This window comes from Mesorhizobium sp. M1066 (assembly GCF_040318635.1).
Classification (GTDB): Bacteria; Pseudomonadota; Alphaproteobacteria; order Rhizobiales; family Rhizobiaceae; genus Mesorhizobium.
Genome location: NZ_JAMYMR010000017.1, coordinates 93132 through 116526, shown reverse-complemented (window position 1 = coordinate 116526; position 23395 = coordinate 93132). Strand labels below are relative to the sequence as shown.

At 62.5% G+C, this 23395-nt stretch carries 22 protein-coding genes; 12 read left to right on the top strand and 10 right to left on the bottom strand.

Annotated elements, in window-relative coordinates; translation table 11 throughout:
- Position 1 precedes the first annotated feature (1 nt).
- Positions 2-883: a DMT family transporter gene (locus tag NKH52_RS21095; protein ID WP_352733072.1), complete on the bottom strand. Its 882-nt coding sequence runs from the start codon at positions 881-883 to the stop codon at positions 2-4.
- 197 nt (positions 884-1080) lie between these two features.
- Between NKH52_RS21095 and NKH52_RS21090 the strand changes: the two genes are divergently transcribed.
- Entirely contained in the window at positions 1081-1587 is a 507-nt protein-coding gene (locus tag NKH52_RS21090; RefSeq protein WP_023810528.1) for a hypothetical protein, read from the top strand.
- Here the strand turns inward: NKH52_RS21090 and NKH52_RS21085 are convergent.
- Positions 1584-2912, bottom strand: coding sequence for a DNA polymerase IV (locus tag NKH52_RS21085; protein ID WP_352733069.1), 1329 nt, complete (start codon positions 2910-2912; stop codon positions 1584-1586). The genes NKH52_RS21090 and NKH52_RS21085 overlap by 4 nt on opposite strands.
- Positions 2913-2977: 65 nt before the next feature.
- Between NKH52_RS21085 and NKH52_RS21080 the strand changes: the two genes are divergently transcribed.
- Together NKH52_RS21080 and NKH52_RS21075 are read left to right on the top strand one after the other, a co-directional pair.
- Positions 2978-3553, top strand: coding sequence for a GNAT family N-acetyltransferase (locus NKH52_RS21080; RefSeq protein ID WP_352733066.1), 576 nt, complete (start codon positions 2978-2980; stop codon positions 3551-3553).
- Positions 3554-3653: 100 nt separating this feature from the next.
- Positions 3654-5177: a hypothetical protein gene (locus tag NKH52_RS21075; RefSeq protein ID WP_352733063.1), complete on the top strand. Its 1524-nt coding sequence runs from the start codon at positions 3654-3656 to the stop codon at positions 5175-5177.
- A 17-nt stretch (positions 5178-5194) separates the two neighbouring features.
- Here NKH52_RS21075 and NKH52_RS21070 read toward each other — a convergent pair whose 3' ends face one another.
- Together NKH52_RS21070 and NKH52_RS21065 are read right to left on the bottom strand one after the other, a co-directional pair.
- A complete protein-coding gene (locus tag NKH52_RS21070) occupies positions 5195-5848 on the bottom strand; it encodes a hypothetical protein (RefSeq protein ID WP_127296143.1) in 654 nt (217 codons plus the stop codon).
- On the bottom strand, positions 5845-6144 hold the full coding sequence (locus NKH52_RS21065) for a DUF3572 domain-containing protein (RefSeq protein WP_127296144.1): 300 nt from the start codon (positions 6142-6144) through the stop codon (positions 5845-5847). The genes NKH52_RS21070 and NKH52_RS21065 overlap by 4 nt, the downstream gene beginning before the upstream one ends.
- Positions 6145-6369: 225 nt before the next feature.
- Here NKH52_RS21065 and NKH52_RS21060 point away from each other — a divergent pair, with 225 nt between their 5' ends.
- The 9 genes from NKH52_RS21060 to NKH52_RS21020 all read left to right on the top strand — a co-directional run bounded on the left by NKH52_RS21060 (position 6370) and on the right by NKH52_RS21020 (position 16547).
- On the top strand, positions 6370-6741 hold the full coding sequence (locus tag NKH52_RS21060) for a response regulator (RefSeq protein ID WP_013531932.1): 372 nt from the start codon (positions 6370-6372) through the stop codon (positions 6739-6741).
- 33 nt (positions 6742-6774) lie between these two features.
- Positions 6775-8148, top strand: a complete 1374-nt coding sequence (locus tag NKH52_RS21055) for a PleD family two-component system response regulator (protein ID WP_023810534.1) — start codon at positions 6775-6777, stop codon at positions 8146-8148.
- Between the two features lie 525 nt (positions 8149-8673).
- Positions 8674-10146, top strand: coding sequence for an FAD-dependent monooxygenase (locus NKH52_RS21050; RefSeq protein WP_352733060.1), 1473 nt, complete (start codon positions 8674-8676; stop codon positions 10144-10146).
- Positions 10147-10264: 118 nt separating this feature from the next.
- Positions 10265-10999: a FadR/GntR family transcriptional regulator gene (locus NKH52_RS21045; protein WP_352733057.1), complete on the top strand. Its 735-nt coding sequence runs from the start codon at positions 10265-10267 to the stop codon at positions 10997-10999.
- Positions 10996-12183: a PLP-dependent transferase gene (locus tag NKH52_RS21040; protein WP_127296147.1), complete on the top strand. Its 1188-nt coding sequence runs from the start codon at positions 10996-10998 to the stop codon at positions 12181-12183. Before NKH52_RS21045 ends, NKH52_RS21040 begins: the two co-directional genes overlap by 4 nt.
- A 29-nt stretch (positions 12184-12212) precedes the next feature.
- The gene (locus tag NKH52_RS21035) at positions 12213-13490 is read left to right on the top strand and encodes an ABC transporter substrate-binding protein (protein ID WP_127296148.1); all 1278 of its coding nucleotides are present in this window, start codon (positions 12213-12215) and stop codon (positions 13488-13490) included.
- Positions 13491-13703: 213 nt separating this feature from the next.
- Entirely contained in the window at positions 13704-14627 is a 924-nt protein-coding gene (locus tag NKH52_RS21030; RefSeq protein ID WP_128303391.1) for a carbohydrate ABC transporter permease, read from the top strand.
- Complete coding sequence (locus tag NKH52_RS21025; protein WP_027036797.1) at positions 14627-15475, top strand: carbohydrate ABC transporter permease; 849 nt, start codon at positions 14627-14629, stop codon at positions 15473-15475. Before NKH52_RS21030 ends, NKH52_RS21025 begins: the two co-directional genes overlap by 1 nt.
- Before the next feature lie 4 nt (positions 15476-15479).
- Complete coding sequence (locus tag NKH52_RS21020) at positions 15480-16547, top strand: ABC transporter ATP-binding protein (protein ID WP_352733052.1); 1068 nt, start codon at positions 15480-15482, stop codon at positions 16545-16547.
- A gap of 1117 nt (positions 16548-17664) precedes the next feature.
- On the opposite strand, the gene rpmG is transcribed toward NKH52_RS21020, so the two are convergent.
- From rpmG to rnr, 6 genes are all read right to left on the bottom strand, one after another.
- Positions 17665-17832, bottom strand: coding sequence for a 50S ribosomal protein L33 (rpmG, locus tag NKH52_RS21015; protein WP_006201775.1), 168 nt, complete (start codon positions 17830-17832; stop codon positions 17665-17667).
- Positions 17833-17985: 153 nt separating this feature from the next.
- Positions 17986-18444 carry a YqfO family protein gene (locus NKH52_RS21010; RefSeq protein ID WP_352733050.1) on the bottom strand — a complete coding sequence of 153 codons (459 nt, stop codon included), beginning with the start codon at positions 18442-18444 and terminating at the stop codon, positions 17986-17988.
- Positions 18445-18555: 111 nt separating this feature from the next.
- Positions 18556-19734 (bottom strand): MFS transporter, encoded by a 1179-nt coding sequence (locus tag NKH52_RS21005; protein ID WP_023810543.1) that lies wholly within the window; start codon positions 19732-19734, stop codon positions 18556-18558.
- A 78-nt stretch (positions 19735-19812) separates the two neighbouring features.
- Positions 19813-20553 (bottom strand): NUDIX hydrolase, encoded by a 741-nt coding sequence (locus NKH52_RS21000; protein ID WP_352733047.1) that lies wholly within the window; start codon positions 20551-20553, stop codon positions 19813-19815.
- Between the two features lie 86 nt (positions 20554-20639).
- Entirely contained in the window at positions 20640-21074 is a 435-nt protein-coding gene (locus NKH52_RS20995) for a DUF983 domain-containing protein (protein WP_352553077.1), read from the bottom strand.
- Positions 21075-21085: 11 nt separating this feature from the next.
- A complete protein-coding gene (gene rnr, locus NKH52_RS20990; RefSeq protein WP_352733044.1) occupies positions 21086-23392 on the bottom strand; it encodes a ribonuclease R in 2307 nt (768 codons plus the stop codon).
- Between the last annotated feature and the right edge of the window lie 3 nt (positions 23393-23395).

Genomic DNA, 23395 nt, shown 5'->3' with positions numbered 1-23395 from the left:
ACTACGACGCCGCCACTTCAGCCGGCTTCATTGGCCTGCGCTGAAGATTGAGCAGATTGCCCATCAGGATCAGCAGCGCGCCACCGGCGGTGAAGGCGTCGATCTGCTCGCTATAGAGCAGCCAGCCAATCAGCGCCGATAGCGGCACGCGCAGGAAATCCATCGGCGAGACGATGGTCGCGTCGGCATGGCCAAGCGCACGGGCCATGCAGAAATGCGACGACATGCCGGTGAAGGCGATCAGCACGATCCATGGCCACAGCTCCAGTGGCGGGTTGCGCCACGTATAGAGCGCCGGGATGAGACCGACTATCGACTGGATAATCAGCATCCAGCAGATGATGCGCACGACGCTGTCCGTCCGGGTCAGCGATTTGATCGTGACCACCGAGATGCCGAAGCAGGCCGCGGCACCCAGCACGACGAGATGTCCAGGATCGACCGAGCCGACACCGGGGCGCACGATGATCACCACGCCGATCAGCCCCAGCCCGATCGCTGCCAGCTTGGGCCGGTTGAGCCTTTCGCCAAGAAAAATCACCGCCAGGATAGCTGTCCAGATCGGCGTGGTGAATTCGATCGAGATCAGCACGGCCAGCGGGATCAAAGTGAGGGCGTAGAGCCAGGCCGCCTGGCCCGTGTAGTGGATGACGTTGCGGGCGATGTGGGCAATGGGGCGCCGCGTGCGCATGGCTTGAAAGCCGCCACTCGTCATCACCAGCGGCAGAAGGATGAAGAAGCCGATCACAGAGCGCAACTCCAGCACCTGGAAGACGTTGAGCTCCGCTGTCGTGGCTCGGCCGGCGACCGTCATCCCAAGGAAGGAAGCGATCGACAGCGCCATCCAGAACGCGGCCTTGGGGATCGAGGGTGTGGGTGCCATTCGCGCTATGTCGCAGCCCAGGACTTCTGCCGCAATCGCTACGCAAGGCATTCTTCTGGGCCAGTCGCGACTGCCTGGATGTTGTGAAACAGTCATGTGGCGGGCGGAACCTGAAACGGCAAGTGGCGTTGAGTCCCGATGGTCAGCCGTGCTGGCGGACCGTCCCGCCTTTTTGAAGATCGACAGGGAGAGCTTCGATGAGATTCTTCGCGCAATTCGCGCTTGCCGGCGGTTTACTGGTTGCGGCAGGCGCGGCACATGCCGACGAGACGCAATTTCTCCAGTCGTTCAAGGGCAATTTCGCCGGCAAGGGTATCGTCAAGGTCACCACCGATGCGCCGACCGTGAACGTGTCCTGCACGTTCAGCTCGAACGCGACATCGACCTCCCTGTCGCTCGACGGCAATTGCCGGGGGCTTGTCGTGGTCACGCGTGCCATCAGCGCGGATCTGAAGGCCAGCGGCGCCAAATACAGCGGCATCTATGTCGGCTCTCGCACGGGACCGGCACAGCTCAACGGCAGCCGTTCGGGCAACGCGATCAACCTGGGCATTCGCTGGGCCAAGGAGGTCAATGGCGACCGAAGGGCGCAGATGAAGGTCGAGAAACGCGGCGAGAACGGCATGCGGCTGACCGTCATCGACACCGACCCGAAAACCGGCAAGAGCGTGGTGACGAGCAGGATAGATCTGCAGCGCACCTAATCCTCGAGCGGCTCCGGCGGATGGGCGTCGCGGCCCTTGCCGAATGTGTAGCCGGTTTCCACCGCCTTGCGGCCGAACTTGTCGCGCAGGGCATCGATGGCGCCTTCGGCCATGGCGCGCTTGCGCGATTGGATGTCGACCAGATCGGGCGGGTCGGCCTGGTCGTCGTCCGAAAGGTCGCTGACGCCTATGCCTAGCAGCCGATATTTCGTGCCGTCGGTTTCCTTGCGCAGAAGCTCCACCCCGGTCTGAAAGATGCGGTCGGCGAGCCGGGTCGGATCGCCGAGCTGGCGATTGCGCGTGCGCAGCTTGAAATCCTGGCTCTTCAGTTTCAGCACCACGGTGCGCCCGGCAATGCCTGACTTTTTCAGCCGTGCCGAAACCTTTTCCGAAAGACCCCTGAGAACCGCGACCAGTTCGTCCAGCGACGCGATGTCGGTGTCGAAGGTGGTTTCGGCCGATACGCTCTTGGCATCCTGGTCGGGATCGACGCGGCGGACGTCCTCGCCGCGCGAAAGGTGGTAGAGCCGGTCGCCCATCGTGCCGTAGCGGCGCATCAGGTCGCCGCGATCCATTTGCTGCAACTGGCCGATAGTGCGGATGCCGTCACGCTCCAGCGTGGCGTTGAATGCCTTTCCGACACCCCAGATCATGGTCACCGGCTGCGCCGAGAGGAAGCCGACTGCCTCGGCCTCGCCGATGACCGAGAAACCGCGCGGCTTGCGAAAATCAGACGCAATCTTGGCGAGGAACTTGCAATAGGACAGGCCGGCCGAAACGGTGATGCCGATCTCCTTCTCGACGGCCTGCGCGAAGCGCGCCAGTACCACAGCGGGCGGCAGGCCGTGCAGTCGTTCGGTGCCGGCGAGGTCGAGAAACGCCTCGTCGATCGACAGCGGCTCGACCAGCGGTGTCAGCGCTTGCATCATGGCGCGCACTTCGCGGCCGACGCGCACGTATTTTTCCATGTTGGGGCTGATGACGACCGCCTCCGGGCAGGCTTCGAGCGCCTTGAACATCGGCATGGCCGAGCGGACGCCCTGGATACGGGCGATGTAACAGGCGGTGGAGACGACGCCGCGCTTGCCGCCGCCGATGATCAGCGGCTTGTCCTTGAGCGCCGGATTGTCGCGCTTTTCGATCGCCGCATAGAAGGCGTCGCAATCGATATGGGCCAGATGCAGTCGGTAAAGCTCGGCATGACGCGCAAGTCGGGGGCTGCCGCAGCGCTCGCAGCGGCGCGTCTGGCTGCGCTGAAACGTCAGGCAGTCGCGGCAAAAACCGTGGTCGGGATTGTTGACAGGGGTCGCCATCGCTGCGAACATAAAGAGAACAGAAGCAATGGTACGACAGTGCAAGGCCGGCGACAAGGCTGGCCTGGGGAGAACGCATGAGCACGACCATAGCGCCGCTTGCGCCCGAGCTTTGGGCTGAATTCGAGGACCTCTTCGGCAAGCAAGGCGCCTGCTACGGCTGCTGGTGCACGCATTTCCGGCTGGCGCCGGCGGTACGGCGCGAGAGCAGCCGGGAACGCAACAAGGACCACATCAAGGCGCGTATCGAGGCCGGCCCGCCGCCCGGACTGCTGGCATTCGAGGATGGCCAGGCGGTCGGCTGGATGCAGATCGGCCCGCGCGCCGACGTGCCCGAATGGAACAATCAGGGCAGGGGGTCGGCACCGGTCGATCCTGCCGACGCCGCGGATCCGGCCGTCTGGGCAATCTCCTGCTTCTTCATCCGCACCAAGGCGCGCGGCAGGGGCATCACGCATCGCCTCGTCGAAGGCGGCATCGATTTCGCCCGCCAGAACGGTGCACGGCTGCTCGAGGCTTGTCCGATTGATTTGTCTCGCGATTCGCGCTCGATCGGCCTGTTCGTCGGTTCGTCGCGGGTCTTCGAGAAGGCGGGTTTCGAGCGGCTGGTGGAACGCAAGGCCGGTCGCCCGCTGATGCGGCTGGTGCTTTGATGAGGTCCGCTCGTGGCTTGGTGATCTCACCTTGCGGTTGCAGCGGTAATTTCATACCAGACGGACAAAGTCTCTCTTCTAGGTCAAACGGAGAATTCGCGTGAACCGTGCCCTGCCATTCGTGTTCCTTCTTGCGTTGAGTGCCCCTGCTTTCGGCCAGACCGTCGACAATCAGGGTGCGAAGCAATTGTCCGACGACTTGTCCCGCTATGTCGGCAAGCAGGCCATCGACAAAGGCATTTTAAAGGTTTCGCTTGAAGGTGGCGCCTACAAGATCCTGTTCGATTTCAAGGCACTTGCCGCATCGTTTCCGGACCAGAAACTGCTGAAGTTCGACTTCGCGCCCTATGCCCTGATGGTCAAGCCGCGCAGCGACGGGTCCTGGGATGTCTCCATGGATTTCTCCCAAACCGCCTCCTTCGAGTTCAACGGACCCGAGGGGCTGCAAAGCACTCAGTTTTCGATCAAGGACGGCAAGGGTTCGGGCGTCTACGATCCAAATCTGGCGGCCTTTACCAGCGGCACCAGCTCGATGGCCGGCATGACGATGGCATCGAAGGATGCCAAGCAGCACATGGAAGCCAGCACGGGCGCCGGCATCGCGACCGTTGCCGCGACCAAGTCGACGACCGGGGGCGTCGATTTCACAACCTCGCAGAAGGTGTCGAGTTTTATCGAAGCGATCAATTTCGATGACCCCGAGAGCGGGCTGAAACTCCCGGTCACCGTCAGGTCGCCTGAACTGTCGGTCGAAGCCAACGGCAAGGGCGTGCGGACCAAGCCATTGCTCGATCTCCTGGCATTTGCGGTGGCCAACGAGGACGAGGCGAGGCTGAAGGCCAACCAGGCGCAGCTCAAATCGCTTCTGCTCGCCGCCTTGCCGCTTTGGCAGCGTATCGACGGGACCTACGGTTTCAAGGATTTCGCGGTGGAAAGCCCGGTCGGCAATTTCGGCGCCACCCAGCTCAGCACCGTGTTCGGTACCGATGGCGTGGCCCAGAACGGCACGATCACGTACGGCATCAAGGCATCGGGGCTGACCGTGCCGACCCAGCTTCTGCCGAGCTGGAGCGTGGGGTTGTTGCCCACCGATGTCGATTTGAACTTTGGCGGCGCCAATATCGATCTCGACAGCATGGCGAAGAAGGCGATCGAAGCCTTTGATCTCAATAAGAATCCGCCGCTGTCGGCCGAATTCGGCGAGCAACTTAAAGTCGACTTCATGGCCAGGATGCCGAAGGTCGTGCTTGGCCACAGCACCGTGAAGAACAAGGACACGGAGATCGCGCTGGAAGGCGAGATGACATTCCCAGGCGAAAAGCCCGAAGGAAGCGTAACCGTCGATGTCGCCGGCTTCGACAAGCTTGTCGAAGGCCTGCAGCAAGCGGCAAAGTCGGAACCGGAGGTTGGCCAATACGTGCCAGTCGCTCTCATGGCGAAGGGCTTTGGCAAGACGCTGCCCGATGGCCGGCTGGAATGGATCGTCAATGCCAAGGCCGATGGCTCGGTCACCGTCAATGGCGTCATGCTGAAGCCCGCCGATCCGGCCGTGGACGACAGCGTGGATGATGGTGACGGCGCCGATGACAGCGGAGACGACAGCGGCGGCGCAGGTGCGAACTGAACCCCTGAAGCTGGAGTTCAGAGCCCCAGCGCGCTTTGAATCTTGGGCGCTGCCTCGTGCCAGTCCTGGACGACGACCACATCGTCCGTCACCGGCGGCAGGAATGCGCGCAGCGAATTGTCGGCCATCAGGTGGAACAATTCGGCGTCGGCGACCGATTCCCGCACCGACGCCAGATTGTGCGGCTGATCGTCGACGAAGACCACCGGGCGGCCGGCCTTGCCGCGAAGCTTGGCCACTGCCGGTCCTTTGGCCATTTCAGTGGTCAGAAGCGGGTAGCTCAGCCCAAGCGCGTCGAGATGGACGCGACGCACGGCACGGTGCTTGTGCGGCATGGCCGTCAGCAAGATGATTTCCGCGCGGTCGCCAAACCCTGCCAGGGCTTCTGCAGCGCCGTCAGTAATGTTTTGCCAATCGGCTTGCGCGTCAAAGAAATCGGCCAGCAGTGCCGTGACTTCGGGCTGTTCGATCAGGCGGCCGCTAGCGGTCTCTGCTATGTTGCCGGTCAGCCGAAACGAGGCCAGCGTCAGGCCATAGCCGCGCGCCTTGAGGAAATTCGGAAACGGTCGGATGAATTCGAGCACGACATCGTCGACATCGAGGACAAGCAAGGGTCGGTCGTCGGCTGCCAGTTCTTCAATCTGGCGCGCGGTTTCCGGATCATCGCTCATATGGAATGCTCGTGGTTGTCGTCGCCCAGCGGCAGCGACCGCAAGGCCTTGCCGACAGCCGCCGGCGGGGTGCCGGTTTCCTCGGCAAAGCGCATCAGAGTCGGCTCGTGGGCAAGAATGAACTGCAGCACACCGGCCATGAATCCCGGTTCGCTGGCGGCTTTGCGGATCGAATGCGCCTCTATGCCGGTGATCGCCAGAAAGCGCGGCAGCAGCTCGGGATCGGAGGCGACGAAGCCCAGGGCCTTCACGGCAATCGATTCCGCTTCTTCACGCATTGACGCTGCGTTTGCCATCACTACCTTCGGTGTGTGGAATGAGTCTCTCCCGCAATAATGGCAAGAGTTGCTGGCGGCAAGCGGTTAGAGCGGCGCCCGAGGTGGAATCCAAACAGCTTTTCGCACGGTGGATTTCCGTTTCGTCAATCATATTGCCGTAAAGTGAAGCAGGGTTTGGTGCGTTCAGACATGGGCGCATGACGGTCGCCTTCGAAGCGGAAGGACTGCCGGGACGGGATATCGATGCCGAAGAAGGTTATGATCGTCGAAGACAATGAGCTCAACATGAAGCTCTTTCGGGACCTCATCGAGGCGAGCGGTTACGAGACCGTGCGCACCCGCAACGGTCTGGAAGCGCTCGATCTGGCGCGCCAGCATCGGCCGGATCTGATCCTGATGGATATCCAGTTGCCTGAAGTGTCGGGGCTTGAAGTGACCAAATGGCTGAAGGAGGACGACGAGCTGCACGTCATCCCGGTCATTGCGGTGACCGCCTTCGCCATGAAGGGCGACGAGGAACGCATCCGCCAGGGCGGCTGCGAGGCTTATATTTCGAAGCCGATCTCGGTGCCGCGTTTCATCGAAACCATCAAATCCTATCTGGGCGATGCGTGATGTGCCCCTTCAGCCGAGCCGGAGCGTTGTGAAATGACTGCGCGGATCCTCGTCGTCGACGATATCCCTGCCAATGTGCGGCTGCTGGAAGTGCGGCTGCTGGCCGAATATTTCGAAGTACTGACCGCCACCAACGGGCCGGATGCGATCGAGACCTGCGAGAACGGCAAGGTCGATGTCGTGCTGCTCGACGTGATGATGCCTGACATGGACGGGTTCGAGGTCTGTCGGCGGCTGAAGAGCGATCCGGCGACATCGCACATTCCGGTGGTGATGATCACCGCGCTCGACCAGGTTTCCGACCGCGTCCGCGGGCTCGAGGCCGGCGCCGACGACTTCCTGACCAAGCCGGTCAACGACCTGCAGCTTATGACGCGCGTCAAGAGCCTGGTTCGCCTGAAGTCGCTGACCGACGAGTTGCGGCTGCGCGCCTCGACGACGCGCAACATCGGCATCGAGGAGTTGCTCAGCCGCAATTTCGCATCCGAGGACACGACGCCCAAAGTGCTTTTGATCGACGAACGCAAATCATCCGTCGAGCGCATCCAGAAGATGCTGCGCGACCGGGCCGATCTCGACGTCACACATGATCCGCATGCCGGTTTCTTCCAGGCCGCCGAGACGTCCTATGAATGCGTGATGATCTCGACCGCGTTCGCCGATTTCGATCCGCTGAGGCTCTGTTCGCAGTTGCGCTCGCTCGATCGCACCCGTTTCGTGCCGATCATCCTGCTGGCGGAGGAGGGCGAGGAGGAACGCATCATTCGCGGCCTCGAACTCGGCATCAATGATTATCTGATGCGGCCGATCGACCAGCAGGAACTGACGGCGCGGCTGCGCACCCAGGTGCGCCGCAAGCGCTACAACGACCAGCTGCGCGCCAGCGTCACCCAGACCATCGAAATGGCGGTAACCGATGGACTGACCGGGCTGCACAACCGCCGCTATCTGGACAGCCATCTGCAGACGCTGTTCGATCGCGCCGTGGCGCGGCGCCGGCCGCTGTCGGTGATGATCACCGACCTCGACCGCTTCAAGGCGATCAACGACGCGCACGGTCATGACGGCGGCGACGAGGTTCTGCGGGAATTCGCACGGCGGCTGCGCAAGAACGTCAGGGGTATCGACCTTGCCTGCCGTTTTGGCGGGGAGGAGTTCGTCGTGGTGATGCCGGACACCGAGGGCGCGGTGGCCGAGAAGGTAGCCGAGCGCATTCGCGCCGAAATCGCCCAGGCAGCTTTTGCCATCGGCCAGGACGGCAAGGCGATCGAAGTCACGGTCAGCGTCGGCGTGTCGTCGGTGCTGAAAGGCGTGGACACGGTGGCGGCGCTGATGAAGCGTGCCGATCTCGCGCTCTACGAAGCCAAGAGCGGCGGCCGCAACCGGGTTGTTGCCAAAGCCGCATAACCGGCCAAGGCTCCGAATATCCAGTCAACCCGACAGGGTTACCCGTTTACCTTAATCGAAGCGATTCGCGAGCCTTGGTTAAGAAACTGTTGATTTTCATAAGCTCTTGCGCAACTGTGCAGGCCAAGACGAAGCCGGCACGAGGATAGAAAGCCGGCTCCGATCCCTGGGAATACCCCATGATGCTCAGGTCCGCCGCATCTCCTGGGTCCGTGGGGTCGGCCGGCCGGCGCTGGCACATAGTGGCCTCCTCGTACCGCTGCCAAACGCCGACCGGCCCCCTTCTCTCCAAAAGAACATCAGAACTCCGTGCTAAAGCACGGAGGAATCTGCGTTTCTGCATGTGAAATCGGAACACCCGTTCTAGCCGTTCCTACACAGTTTCGCTGTGAGGGCAGCCAACGATGAGGGGAAGAACACCCCTTCCATTTCATACATATGGCGCACAAGAGGCTTGCGGCAAGACCCGGCTCCTCCCGTAAAACCGCGACCCAAGCCAGGGTGCGGAAAACGGGAGTTATGATAATGATTTCAGATCATGCGGTTGTGATCGCCGGGGGTGGTCCGACGGGATTGATGCTGGCAGGCGAACTGGCGCTGGCAGGCGTGGACGTTGCCATTGTCGAAAGGCGACCGGATCAGAAACTGGCAGGATTGCGCGCTGGCGGCCTGCATGCGCGCACTCTTGAGGTGCTCGACCAGCGCGGAATTGCGGATCGGTTTCTTTCACAGGGACAGATATCGCCGTCCGTGGGCTTCCACATGATCCGGTTAGACATCAGCGATTTTCCCACGCGCCACAATTATCTGCTGGCGCTGCGGCAAAACCACATCGAGCGCATCCTGGCCGACTGGGTCGGCGAGTTCAAGGTGCCGATCTATCGCGGACACGAGGTTGCGGGGTTTACCCAGGACGACAGCGGCGTCGATGTCGAACTGTCCACCGGTCACCGCCTGAGGGCCGCATATCTGGTCGGCTGCGACGGAGGCCGCAGCACCATTCGCAAGGCGACCGGTATCGAGTTCGCCGGATGGGATCCGACGATGAGCTGGATGATTGCCGAGGTCGAAATGTCGGAAGAACCGGCATGGGGCTTCCGCAGCAACGCCTCCGGAATTCATGCCCTGGGCAAGATCGAGGACGGCAAGAAGGTTGGCGTCGTGCTGACGGAGCCATGCCTGGAGGCGCGCGGCGACCCGACCCTGCGCGAGCTCAGCGAGGCGCTGACTGCCATCTACGGCACCGACTTCGGGGTCCACAGCCCGACCTGGCTCTCCCGCTTCACCGACATGACGCGCCAGGCTGCCGCATACCGCGACAGGCGCGTGCTGCTGGCGGGTGATGCCGCGCACATCCATCCTCCGATGGGCGGACAGGGCCTCAATATCGGCGTGCAGGATGCGGTGAACCTTGGATGGAAGCTGGCCCAGGTCATCAAGGGGACATCGCCGCAAAGCCTGCTCGACAGCTATCACGCCGAGCGTCATCCGGTCGCCGCCCGCGTGTTGCGCAATACGATGGCACAGGTCGCGCTTCGCCGCACGGATGACCGTAGCAAGGCCGTGGCCGACACCGTTGCCGAGTTTCTCGGCATGGATGAACCCCGCAAGAAAATCGCCGCGGAGATGTCTGGTTTGGGTGTCCATTACGACCTTGGCGAGGGGCATCCACTGCTTGGGCGGCGAATGCCCGATCTCGATCTGACCACCGCCGGCGGGCCGTTGCGGGTCTTCACCTTGCTGCACGACGCGCGGCCCGTGCTGCTCAACTTCGGTGAGCAAGGCAGGCTGGACATCGCGCCCTGGGCTGATCGGGTCCGGCAGATCGACGCCTTGTATGCCGGTGCCTGGGACCTCCCGGTGCTCGGGAGGGTGGCCGCGCCCAGCGCCGTCTTGATCCGGCCCGATGGTTATGTGGCTTGGGCCGGGGCGGGAACCCCACAGGGGCTGGTGGACGCGCTGACCACCTGGTTCGGGTCGCCTGCTGCCTCAGATTAGCAGATACGATCGAAGCGCGATCGCGCGACCGCCCTCTGACAGTGCTCCTGACAGTTGGTTGACAGGAGCTTCCTTCTGTGCAGAAATTGGTTGGACCATTGGACCACTTGGAGGAAATGTGGACCAGAACAGCCTGCCACCCATTCAGACCACGGCGCGCGACGACGCCGTGTTGAAGGCGTTGGTGGGATTTGTTCGCGCCGAAGCCCTGCAGCCGGGTGAGAGACTTCCAACCGAACGCATTCTGGCCGAGCGGCTGAAGGTCAGCCGCAACACCGTGCGCGAGGCACTGACGCGCTGGGAAGGGCTCGGCCTCGTCGAGAGGCGCCAGGGCAGCGGCACCTATCTCAAGGCGGCTGTTTCACACGATATGCTGCACATGCCGCTGACGCTGGCGGGCGGCAATGATTTCACCAGCCTGATGCAGACGATGGAGATCCGCCGCGCACTGGAGGCGGAGGCCGCAGCTCTTTGCGCCGAACGCGCCAGCCAGGCAGATATCGCCGAAATCGCACGCAAGCTCGACATCATGGAGCAGGCGTTCCGCACACGCGACGGCATGTCGTCGGAAGAGGATTGGGAGTTCCACCAGGCGATCTACCGGGCCTCGGGCAATCCACTGTTCGAGCAGATCATCGCCGCCATGTACGAATTGTTCCACCGCTTCTGGGAGCATCCGCTCGGCGTGCGCGATTTCGGCCACGCCAGCTTTCCCTATCACCGCACCATCTACGAACGCATCGCCGCGCGCGACCCGCAGGGCGCCCGCGCCGAGGCGCTCAAGCTGATCGCCACCGTCGAGGACGACCTCAAGCGCGGTGCCGCCAAACTCAAACTTTCGAGCCAGACATGAACGAGCATCCATCCGGTTTCGATCACGACTATCTCGCCGAGGCGGCGACACTCTTGGCGCATGACGAACCGTTCCCTGGCGGTGCGGTGGTGCCGCCGATCTACCAGACCTCGCTGTTCACCTTCGCCAGCTATGCCGAGATGGCCGATACCTTTGCTGGCAAACGAAAGCAGCCGATCTATTCGCGCGGCGACAATCCGACGGTGATGGAGTTCGAGGCGCGCGTGGCAGCGCTTGAGGGCGCAGAAGCCGCGCGCGGCTTTTCCAGCGGCATGGCGGCGATCAGTGCCACGGTGCTTGCGTTCGTTGGGGCAGGCGAGCGCATCGTGGCGGTGCGCAATTGCTATGGCGATGCCTACCGGCTGTTCGAGCGGCTGTTGCCTCGGCTCAACATCAAGGTCGATTATGTCGACGGCTCCGACCCGGATGCGGTCGCGGCGGCACTTCCCGGCGCCAAGCTGCTCTATCTGGAAAGCCCGACCTCGATGATGTTCGAGCTGCAGGACATCGCGCATCTGACACGGCTGGCCAAGGAACAGGGCATCGTCACCACCATCGACAATTCCTGGGCGACGCCGGTGTTCCAGAAGCCGATCGCGCATGGCGTCGACCTGGTGCTGCATTCGGCCTCGAAATACCTTGGCGGCCACAGCGACACCGTCGCTGGCGTCGTGGCGGGTTCGGCCGCTCATATCAAGCACATCAACGAGCAGACCTATTCCTATCTCGGCGGCAAGCTGTCGCCATTCGAAGCCTGGCTGTTGCTGCGCGGCTTGCGCACGCTGCCGCTGCGCCTGCCGCACCACATGAAGAGCGGCCTGACCATCGCCGAACGGCTGAAGGCGCATGCCAATGTCGAGCGCGTCAACCATCCCGTCTATTCGAACCATCCGGGCAAGGCGACACTGGCCGGCTATGCCGGTCTGTTCTCCTTCGAGGTGACGGACGAGATCGACATCCCCGTCTTCGTCGATGCGATGAAATATTTCCGCATCGGCGTCAGCTGGGGCGGGCATGAAAGCCTGGTCGTGCCGGCCAAGGCGTCGCTGGAGCAGACGCCTGGCCTGAATTCGATGGCGCGCTTCGGCGTCAGCCCCCGAACCATCCGCTTCAATGTCGGATTGGAGAGTGTCGAAGACCTGTGGGCGGATGTCGCCCAAGCCTTCGAAAAAGCCAGAAAATAACAAGCGGGTTCAAAATGGGAGTCTTGAACATGAAAAAACTGACCGTCATGCTTGCCACCGTTGCGGGACTGGCGATTTCCGCCGGAAATGCCGTGGCCGATTCGACCCTGAAAATGGTCGAAGTCATCACCAGCCCGCCACGCACCGAGTTCCTGAAAAAGCAGATCGCCGAGTTCGAAACAGCCAATCCGGGCATCAAGGTCGAGCTGATCTCGCTGCCCTGGGGCCAGGCCTTCGAGAAATTCCTGACCATGGTGCAGGCCGGCGATACGCCCGACATCGTCGAAATGCCGGAACGCTGGATGGGCCTCTATGCCAACAACGCCCAACTCGAGGATCTTGGCCCCTATATGGCCAAATGGGACGACGCCAAAACGCTGGGCGACCGCGCCAAGCAGTTCGGCTCGACCGTCAACAACACCCAGTTCATGATCCCTTATGGCTACTATGTGAACGCGCTGTTCTGGAACAAGAAACTGTTCAAGGAAGCCGGCCTCGATGGTCCGCCGGCGACGCTCGATGATTTCATCGCCGACGCCAAGAAAATCTCTGCGTTGCCGGGCAAATATGGCTACTGCCTGCGCGGCGGGCCGGGCGCTTTCAACGGCATGCACATGTTCATGAACATCGCCGCCGGCAAGGGCGGCTACTTCAACGAGGATGGCACTTCGACGATCAACGAAGAAGGCTCGGTCAAGGGCCTGCAGATGCTGGCCGACATGTACAAGGACGGACTGGCGCCGAAGGATGCGGTGAGTTGGGGTTTCAACGAAACGGTCACCGGCTTCTATTCCGGCACCTGCGCCATGCTCAACCAGGATCCGGACGCGCTGCTCGGCATCGCCGACAAGATGAGCGCCGACGACTTCGCGGTGGCGCCACTGCCGGTCGGGCCGAGCGGCAAGTCCTATCCGACGCTGGGTTATGCCGGCTGGGCGATGTTTGCCAATTCGCAGCACAAGGACGACGCCTGGAAGCTGATGGCGACGCTGCTGTCGCCGAAGGACAATCTGGAATGGGCCAAGGAAGTCGGCGTCGTCCCGATCCACAACGGCGCCGACCAGGATCCCCATTTCAAGACCGAGCAGTTCAAGGGCTGGTTCACGGAGCTCAGCGACAGCTCAAAATATGAAATGGTGACGCCGCCGACGCATCTGGAGAACCTCGGCAATTTCGTCGACCAGGTGGCGATCAAGAATTTTCAGGAAGTGCTGCTTGGCCAGAAGACGGCCAAGGACGTCGCCGACCAGTGGGCTGCCTTCCTGACCAAGGAACAGCAGGATTGGCTGGCGAAGAACAAGAAGTAGTTTTTCTTCCCTTCTCCCCGTTCACGGGGAGAAGGTGTCACGAAGTGACGGATGAGGGGCGGCGCCACGCCTCGACAGGTTCGCGCTGCCCCTCATCTGCCTGCCCGTCCTCCGTAGCAGCTGCGGAGGGTGGACCGGCATCTTCTCCCCGTATAGCGACGGGGAGAAGGACGCTGTCCCCGACGCCGCTCCAGGGAGCTAGATCCACACCCAATGACCTACGCCGTGTCCGAAATACGATCCGCCGGCAAGCCGCGTCGCAAGCGGCTATCCCATGCCGCAATCGAGCCATGGCTCTATCTCAGCCCGGCGATCATCCTGCTGATCGTGGTGCTCTTGGTGCCGCTGGTCGTGGGCATCAGCTACTCCTTCCGCAAATTCTCCGCATTCAAGTCCGAATATGTCGGGCTCGGCCAGTATCAGGCGATGCTGTCGGATCAGGTGCTGGGGCAGGCGCTGGTCAACACGTTGTGGTGGACGGTCGCCAGCCTTTTCTTCCAGTTCTTCCTCGGCCTTGGCCTGGCGCTTCTGCTCGACAAGCCGTTTCGCGGCCGCAAGGCAGTACAAGCCCTGGTCTTCCTGCCTTGGGCAGTGCCGTCCTTCCTGTCAGGCCTGACCTGGGCCTGGCTGTTCAATCCGATCATCGGCCCTTTGCCGCACTGGCTGTTTGCACTGGGACTGAAGGCCGAGCCGACCAATGTGCTGTCCGATCCGTCAACCGCCATGTGGGGGCCGATCGTCGCCAATATCTGGTTCGGCATTCCGTTCTTCGCCATCACGCTCTTGGCGGCGCTGAAATCCATTCCGTCGGAACTGCATGAGGCAGCGGCTATCGATGGAGCCTCGCCCTGGCAGCGCTTCACCAAGGTGACGCTGCCGTTCCTGGCGCCGACCATCGCTATCACCGTGATGTTGCGCACCATCTGGATCGCCACCTTCGCCGACCTGATCTTCGTCATGACGGAGGGCGGGCCAGCCGGCTCGACCAACACGGTGCCGGTCTACATCTATGTCAGCGCATTCAAGTCTCTGGACAAGGGCTATGCCTCGGCGGTGGCGGTGCTGCTGCTCGTCCTGCTCATTGCTTATGCGATTGCGCTGATCGGTATCCGCCGCACCCTGGTGAGGCACGTCTGATGATTGCAGGACGCTCAACCTCGCAGCGCTTCTTCGGCGGCATCGGCCTCTACGCGGCAATCGCGGCCTACGTGCTCTTTGCCCTGTTCCCGATCTACTGGACGCTGAAGATCTCGGTCACGCCGGAGCGGCTGCTCTATTCCGAAGGCATCACCTTCTGGCCGTCGCACATGACGCTGCAGAACTTCGTCACCGTGCTCGAGGCGACCGATTTCCCGCGCTATTTCCTCAACAGCGTCATCGTCTCGGTCTCGACGGCGGCACTGGTGACAATCATCGCCACGCTCGCCGGCTATGCCATGTCGCGCTTCACCTTTCGCGGCAAGGCAGCACTGGCGCTGATGTTGCTTTTGACCCAGACCTTTCCGCTGGTGATGGTCATTCCGCCGATCTACCGCGTGATGGGTCAGATCGGCCTGATCAACAGCCTGACCGGGCTGATCATCATCTACACCGCCTTCAACACGGCGTTTGCCACCTTCCTGATGCAGTCCTTCTTCGACGGCATTCCAAAGGACCTGGAGGAGGCGGCGATGATTGACGGCTGCACCCGCGCGCAGGCGATGCGCAAGGTGATCGTGCCGCTGACGTTGCCCGGCATGGGCGCCACCCTCGGCTTCGTCTTCACTGCAGCCTGGAGCGAGCTTCTGTTCGCGCTGATGCTGATTTCCAGTGATGACCAGAAGACCTTCGCTGTCGGCCTGCTCACCTTCATCGGCAAGTTCGCCGTCGACTGGGGACAGATGATGGCGGCGTCAATCCTGGCGCTGATCCCGGTCTGCATCTTCTTCGCCTTCCTGCAACGCTATCTCGTCACCGGCCTGACCGCCGGCGCCGTCAAAGGATAGATCGATGGCCTCTGTTACGCTCGAAAAGGTCCGCAAGGACTATGGCGCCGTCCGCGTCCTGCACGCGGTCGACCTTGAAATCGCCGATGGCGAGTTCGTCGTCCTGGTCGGCCCGTCAGGCTGCGGCAAGTCCACGCTTTTGCGCATGATCGCCGGGCTGGAGGAGGCTTCCGGCGGCGAGATCCGCATCGGCGAGCGGCTGGTCAATGACGTGGCACCGAAGGACCGCGACATCGCCATGGTGTTCCAGTCCTATGCGCTCTATCCGCATATGGACGTGTCGAAGAACATGGGCTTCAGCCTGCTCCTGAAGAAGGCGCAGAAGACGACGATCGATGCCCGGGTGGACGGCGCGGCCAGGCGGCTCGGGCTCGACACATTCCTGCAGCGCCTGCCGCGCCAACTGTCCGGCGGCCAGCGCCAGCGCGTCGCCATGGGCCGCGCCATCGTGCGCGATCCCAAGGTCTTCCTGTTCGACGAGCCGCTGTCGAACCTCGACGCCAAGCTGCGCGTCCACATGCGCGCCGAGATCAAGGCGCTGCATCAGCAGCTGAAGACGACATCGGTTTATGTCACGCACGACCAGATCGAGGCGATGACCATGGCCGACCGGATCGTCGTCATGCATGACGGGCTGATCCAGCAGGTCGGTGCGCCGCTCGATCTCTATGACCGGCCAGCCAACATGTTCGTCGCCGGTTTCATCGGTTCACCCGGCATGAATTTCCTGCCGGCGACGGTCCGCAAGGGCGGTGCGTCGCAGGCCGTGCTGACCGATGGCCAGGCGCTGAGGCTGCCGGAAGGCCTGCCGCTCAAGGATGGTGACGCCATCACCATCGGTTTGCGGCCTGAGCATATCAAATCGGCGGATGACGGCGCGTTGAAGGGCGAGGTGAGGGTGGTCGAGCCGCTCGGGCTTTCGACGCAGTTCTACGTCAAGCTGGCCAGCCAGCAGCTTTGCGTCTTTGCCATGGGCCGTGCCGGCGTGAAGCCCGGCGACGAGGTACGGTTGGCGGCCGAACCACACCAGCTGCATCTATTCGATCCGAAGAGCGGTGAGCGCATCAGCTGAGGGGGACTCAGCCAGGGCGGATGCGGGCAGGATCAGGCGCCGCTATCGGGCGAGAATACACGGTAACGCTACATTTCAATTGGATAAAATAGCGGAACGTCCAAGAGACATTTCCGGAACCTAACAAGACCGCTTGGACCTTTGCGTGTAGAGCACAAGACCTTAGTCCCGCCGTCTTCTCAAAAGAACGGAGGTTATTTCGCCACGAACTAGGCCGCCGTCGGAGCTAGTCAACACCGACGGCGGCACCTGCAATATGGGTGAGTGGGTTGTGTGCGGATATGGTGTGATCGCGGAAGGTGATTGTAGACCGCTAACCGCGAGGGCTTCTTCTAGACAGCGGCGAGCTGTCCAACGGGTTCTCAGCCGACTTGGCCGATCGCCGCTCCTTCAGCCACAGGGACTTCTTTCTCCTTGCCAGGTTCTCGTCTCGAACGCTGTCTTCGGCGGTCACTCCGCCATGCATCGCGGCAATCACGTAGTCGGCTCTGTTGGTTCGAAAGTCGCCTTTTTGTACGGACATCGTTTTCTCCCAGTGCGAGGCATTTCCCCCCTTTTTGCCTGACGCTGAAACTAACTGCCTATCCGTGGTGCAAGTCTACCAATCGGCGATTGTATTAAAACGATACACTCAGCAGGTATGGTGATGGCGCGATCGCACGAGAGGAGCCCATTCTGGCTGGGCTTCTTCATTGACCCGGTTGTGATCCTTGCGGGGGTGCCGCGGCGGGAGGGGTCGGAGCCTGCGGTGCGGGTTCCGTGGAAGGTGGGGCGGGGCTGTCAGGCTGAGGCGCAGGCTGTGCGGCCTCTTCCTCGGTCAGAACCTGGTCAGTCCTGGCCTTGATCTCATCGGCCGTCTGCTGGCTTATCAGCCCGTTGCTGACGGCGAAGCCAGCAGCCAGAGCGACAAGGGCTGCAATGATTGCAGCTTTCAACTTCTTCGACATCCATAGGCGCCTTGTTCGTGACACCCAACCCAGGGCCAAGGGTGCCGCAACCATGGCGAAGGGTCAATCCTTTGGCTGGAGTCCTGCTCGGATGCAACGAAATCAATTGGCTACAAACGAAAAACGCCGCCCATTGGGCGGCGTTTCGGCATTGCAGCGGGAAAGCCAGATTACTTGATCTTGGTTTCCTTGAATTCGACGTGCTTCTTGGCGACCGGGTCGTACTTGCGGAACGACAGCTTGTCGGTCTTGGTGCGGCTGTTCTTGCTGGTCACGTAGAAGAAACCGGTGTCGGCGGTCGACAGAAGCTTGATCTTGATGTTTGCGGCTTTGGCCATGATATCAGTCCGTTTGTTCGTGGGGTTTTGGCCGCTGGAGCACGGGGAAACACCCGGACGCGGGAAACTTGGCGCGACACATAAAGAACGCGCCCGGAAAGTCAAGCCCGGCAAGCCTCGTGCGATCCGCCTGAGCCTGCTGGTGAACGGAAATCATGCGGTTTCTGTCGCCGGTGCAGCAACCTTCTTCCAGTCTCCGGTCGTGTTCCACCAGCGATTCGGATTGGCGCGGTCGTCCAGCCCCTTGGAACGGCTGGTGAGAATCGGTTGAATGCGGATCACCGGTTCCTGATAGGAATGTGCCTGGAAAATCGCCTCGACGACACGAGCGGCCAGCGCCTGATCGTCCGGCAGTTCGAAGGAAACCTCGACCGTGCCGGGCCGCCGCCTCAATTCGGTTTCCGCGCCGGCGGCCGCACCGTCAAGCGGCCTGTAGCGTTCGATGCCGTGCGCCGACTGATAGGCATTGCGGTCGTATTTGCCCATGGCCAGCGGCACAATCGCCACCACGGCATCCATGATGCGGTCGACGTCGGTGGCCGGAGCCTGAAACGTTACGAGCAGAAGCAGTGTCATTCTTAGCGATGTGGTTTCAAAGCCGCTGTCGATCATGGAAGTGTCCTCAAGTGTTTTGGGACGCCTTTTTAGCCCTGTGCTCCTGACACGGTTCTGTCAGCAGCCTGTCACCGTGCCGTGCCAAATGCATGGCTGGCCGCGGTCGCGCTACAGCAGGATCTTGCGAACCAACCTGACGGCGACCAAAGCGATATAGGCCGCGAAGAACAGGCCGAGCGACCAGCCGAAGCCGGACGGGCCGAACGCATCCATGCCGATGCCGATCGCCTGCGGGCCGAGCACCATGCCGACGCCGTAGCACAGCACGAAGGCGGCGTTGGCCGACGCCAGTTCATGGCCGGAAAGCTGCGAGCCGAGATGGGCAAGGCCGATCGTGTACATGGCAGCGACAACGCCGCCCCAGACGAACAGAAGCGCGGCCATCAAATGCCAATTCTGGGCGAAGAAGGGCATGAAGACGGTGCCGATCAGACCGACCGTGGCGCAGGCAATCAGCAGGTAGCGGCGATCGCTGACGCGGTCGCTGATCATGCCGATCGGGATCTGCAACAACACATTGCCGAGGCCGATCATGGTCAGCAGAAGGGCCGCATCGGCCTCGGAATAGCCGATTCGGCTGCCATAGATCGGGAACAGCGCAAAGCCGCCGGTTTCCACCGCGCCGAACACCAGCACGGCAGCGGTCGCCGACGGCACCAGCCAGATGTAGCGCAGGAAATTGCTGGTTTCGCCATCCGAGGCGATCGACGGGCTCTCGTTGCGTGCTGCCAGCACGGGTATGGCCGCCAGCGTCACCAACGCGATGATGACGCCGAACGGCCTGAAGCCGGAACTGCCGAGATGGGCGAACAGCCACGGTCCGGCGGCAAAGCCGAGCGACAGGACAGTGGCGTAAATGCCGAGGACAAGGCCGCGTCGGTGCGGCGGCGCCGAGGTGCTGATCCAGAATTCGGACAGGATGAACAGCACCGTCAGCGCAATGTGCAGCACGATGCGCAGCGGAAACCACATCCAGAAATCGGGTGCGAAATGGAAGCCGACAAAGGCCAGAGCGCCGGCGGCGATCATGGCGATCATGGTCCAGGCAACGCCGAAGCGCATGGCGAGCGGGGTCGCCAGAGGCGCACCGGCGATCGAGGCGAGGCCGGCAACGGCGGTGTTGAGGCCGATCATCGAAGCCGAATGGCCGCGCGTTTCAAGGATGACGCTGAGCAGCGGCATACCGAGGCCGATGGCGATGCCGACGACGCTGATCGACGAGATCGCCGCCACCATCGGCAGCCAGTGTACGCGTTCGTCGCCCTGTGGTTGGGTATCGACCGTCATGGGATGCTGAATACTCTGTCTTTTTGATCTTACGCAATTCCGGGCGGAAAACCGCGTCACACTTTTCCTGGAATTGCTCTAGAGAAGTTCGCGGGTGAAGCGGTTGCGAACAAGCCGGTAGAAGGGCACGGGACCGCCAGGACGCAACAGCGGATCATGGGCGAGGCGCTTTTCCAGCTCGTCCAGGATCATTCGGGTGATGTCGGGTATGTCGGCTTCCCTGGCCTTGGCGAGCGGCAGCCAGACCAGCTCTTCGAGCTCGTTGGTGGGACCGCCACCGGGCAGTTCGACGGCGACGTCGTCACGCCAGGCGCTGAAAAAGCGGGTGTCGAAGCGGCGTACCCGGTTGGGCGGCGTGATGGCGCGCGCGACGAAGCGCAGCATGTCGAGAGAGGGTTGCACGCCGTGTTCGGCAAAGCCTTGCCAATCGGGCCTGAGGGTTGCGAAAGCACCCTTGCGGCCGATCAGCAGCCCGGCTTCCTCATAGGTTTCGCGGATGGCCGACAGGGCGATGGCGCGGGCTCGTGCGGCGCTTGTGCGGCCTGGCCCGGCGATCAGCCTGGCTTCCTGCTCCGGGTGCAAGGCGGCGACGACCGGTATGCGGCTGTCGGCCGGATCGGTGCGGCCGCCGGGAAAGACGAACTTGCCCGGCATGAAGGCGTGGCCGGCATGACGGCGACCCATCAGAACCAACACGTCATCGTCCTTGCGGTCGAGCAGGATGAGGGTTGCCGCGTCGCGCGGGCGGATCGGCCGGTCGCTATGAGCGATCATGCTCCGCTCGATCCTGTCGACTTCCGCCTTGGTCATACCGTCCATGCGCAGGACCTAGCGGAAACTTCTGGCAAGCGAAAGTGGCCTTTCACGGTCGGTATGTTGCACCAGGCAGCATTCTTGGCTGCGGCCTAGGCTCCGGGATGCGGCTCGATCACGTCGTGCTCGCCGCCGAAGCCGTGCATATAGAAGGCCCATTGCAGTCCGATGACGGCACCCTTGATCGGCTGCAGCAGCGCAACCGACAAAAGGATGGTCAGCGGCACCCAGATGGCGATGTGCTGCCATGTGGACAGCGTCGACGTCGCCTCAACGCCCATGAAGGCGCCCAGCACGATATGGCCGACGATGACGATGACGAGATAGGCGGGCAGGTCGTCGGCCCGGTGGTGATGCAATTCCTCGCCACAGACACTGCATGTGTCGACGGTCTTGGTGAAAGCGCGAAACAGCTTGCCTTCGCCGCAATGCGGGCAGCGGCCGAGCAGGCCGCGCTTCATCGCCGTCCACAGCGGGCGCGCGGTCCGGCCCGAGTGATGTTCTCCGCCGAAAACCTGTTCTTCCATGGCTGTTGTCATCATCGTCTCCTGCCGCGCGAACCCGGTCGCGATTGCGACGCGCGGGCGCGGCCCTTGGCCTTGTGAAACGACCGCTTGGAGCCCGGCAGAGGCTTCGGGTCGGTCAACATCTCGAAGCGCATCGCCCCGGCCATCGGCGCCACCTCGATGAGTCGGACCTCGACACGGTCCGCGAGCTGATAACCTTTGCCCGAGCGTTCTCCGAACAGGGAGCGGGCCGTTTCATCGTATATATAATAATCGCCGCCCAGAGTTGACACCGGGATGAAACCATCCGCGCCGTACTGCGGCAATTGGACAAATAGTCCTGACTTGGTGACGCCGGAGATGCGGGCATCGAACCGGTCGTCGACGCGTTCGGCGAGATAGCTGGCGATCAGACGGTCGACCGTGTCCCGCTCGGCCGCCATTGCGCGGCGTTCCGTGCCGGAGATCAGCACGGCGACATCTTCGAGCCGTGCCGCTTCGTCCTGCGTCAGCCCGCCCGAACCCAATCCGAGTGCGGCAATAAGTCCGCGATGCACGATCAAATCGGCATAGCGGCGGATCGGCGAGGTGAAATGGGCGTAGCGGCGGAGGTTGAGACCGAAATGGCCGATGTTCTTTGGCGAGTATTCGGCTTGGCTCTGCGAGCGCAGAACCACTTCGTTGACCAGGCCTTCATTGTCGGCGCCGCGCACGCGCTCCAAAATGCCGTTGAACTGGCTTGGCTGCATCTGCGCGCCGCGCGCAAGTGACAGGCCCAATGTCTGCAGGAACTCGCGCAGCGATTCCTGTTTGGCCAGCGATGGCGCGTCATGGACGCGATAGACCAGTTCCTGTTTCTTCGCCTCGAGCGTTTCGGCCGCCGCGACATTGGCCTGGATCATGAATTCTTCGATAAGCTTGTGGGCATCGAGCCGGTCCGGCACGATGACGCGATCGACGGTGCCGTCCGGCTTTAGCACGATCTTGCGCTCCGGCAGGTCGAGTTCGAGCGGCTGGCGGCCATCGCGGCCGCGCTTCAGGATCGCATAGGCGTCCCACAGTGGCTTCAGCACCGTTTCGAGGATTGGGCCTGTCTTGTCGTCCGGCGCGCCGTCGATCGCCGCCTGAGCCTGTTGGTAGGCGAGCTTTGCCGCCGACTTCATCATGACGCGATGGAAGGAGTGCCTGAGCTTGCGGCCCTCGGCCGAAAAGATCATGCGCACTGCCAATGCCGGACGGTCCTGACCCTCGCGCAGCGAGCAGAGATCGTTGGAGATGCGCTCGGGCAGCATCGGCACGACACGATCCGGGAAATAGACCGAATTGCCGCGCTTCAGCGCTTCGCGGTCGAGCGCCGTGCCGTAGCGCACATAGGCGGCGACGTCGGCGATGGCGACGGTGGCAACCACGCCGCCGGGGTTCTTCTCGTCGAGATCCGGCGTGGCGAAGACGGCGTCGTCATGATCCTTGGCGTCGGCCGGATCGATGGTGATCAACGGCAGGTCGCGCCAATCCTCGCGGTGGTCCAGCGTCGCCGGTTTGACCGCTTCGGATTCTGCGATGACGCCGGCTGGAAAGATGTGCGGAATGTCGTGTGCGTGGATGGCGATCATCGAGACCGCCTTTTCGCTGGTCAGAGAGCCCAGCACGTTGAGCACCTTGGCCCTCGGCAGCCCATAGCGGGAAGCCCGCGCCGGCTCGACCTCCACCAGGTCACCGTTCTTGGCGCCGTTCTGGAATTCCTTGTCGACGATCAGTTCGGGCTGGCGCCGTTCCACCGGCTCGATGCGGAAGGTGCCGTCCTGCAAGATGCGAAAGACGCCGAGCACGGCATCGGTGCGCTTCTCGAAAATCTTCATCACCCGCCCGGTGTAGGCGGGGCCGGTCGCTTCGTTGGTCGGAAAGGTCTTGGCCAGCACGCGGTCGCCGATGCCCGGCGCCGGGCCGTTGCCGCCACGCGACACGCGGATCGAGACGACGGGCGGTTCGCCCGTTCCCACGGCCTCGGCCGGGTGCGCCAGCAAAATGCCATCGCCGTCGCGGCCAAAAATGTCGAGCACGGCGACATGGGGCAGGGCGCCGACGCGGGCCAGTTGCTTGCGCTCCTTGGTCAGGACGCCTTCGTCCTGCAGGTCGCGCAAAATGTCCTTCAGCCAGATGCGGTCGTCGCCGCGCAGCGCGAACGCCTTGGCGATGTCGCGTTTGCCGGCGCGATCGGGATTTTCGGCGATGTAGCGCAGGATTTCGTCACGCGACGGCCGATAGTCGCCCTTGACCTTGGCCCTGGTGTCGGCGGTGCGCGGATCGCCGTGGGTTCTGCCGGTGATCTTGCGCGCCACGCT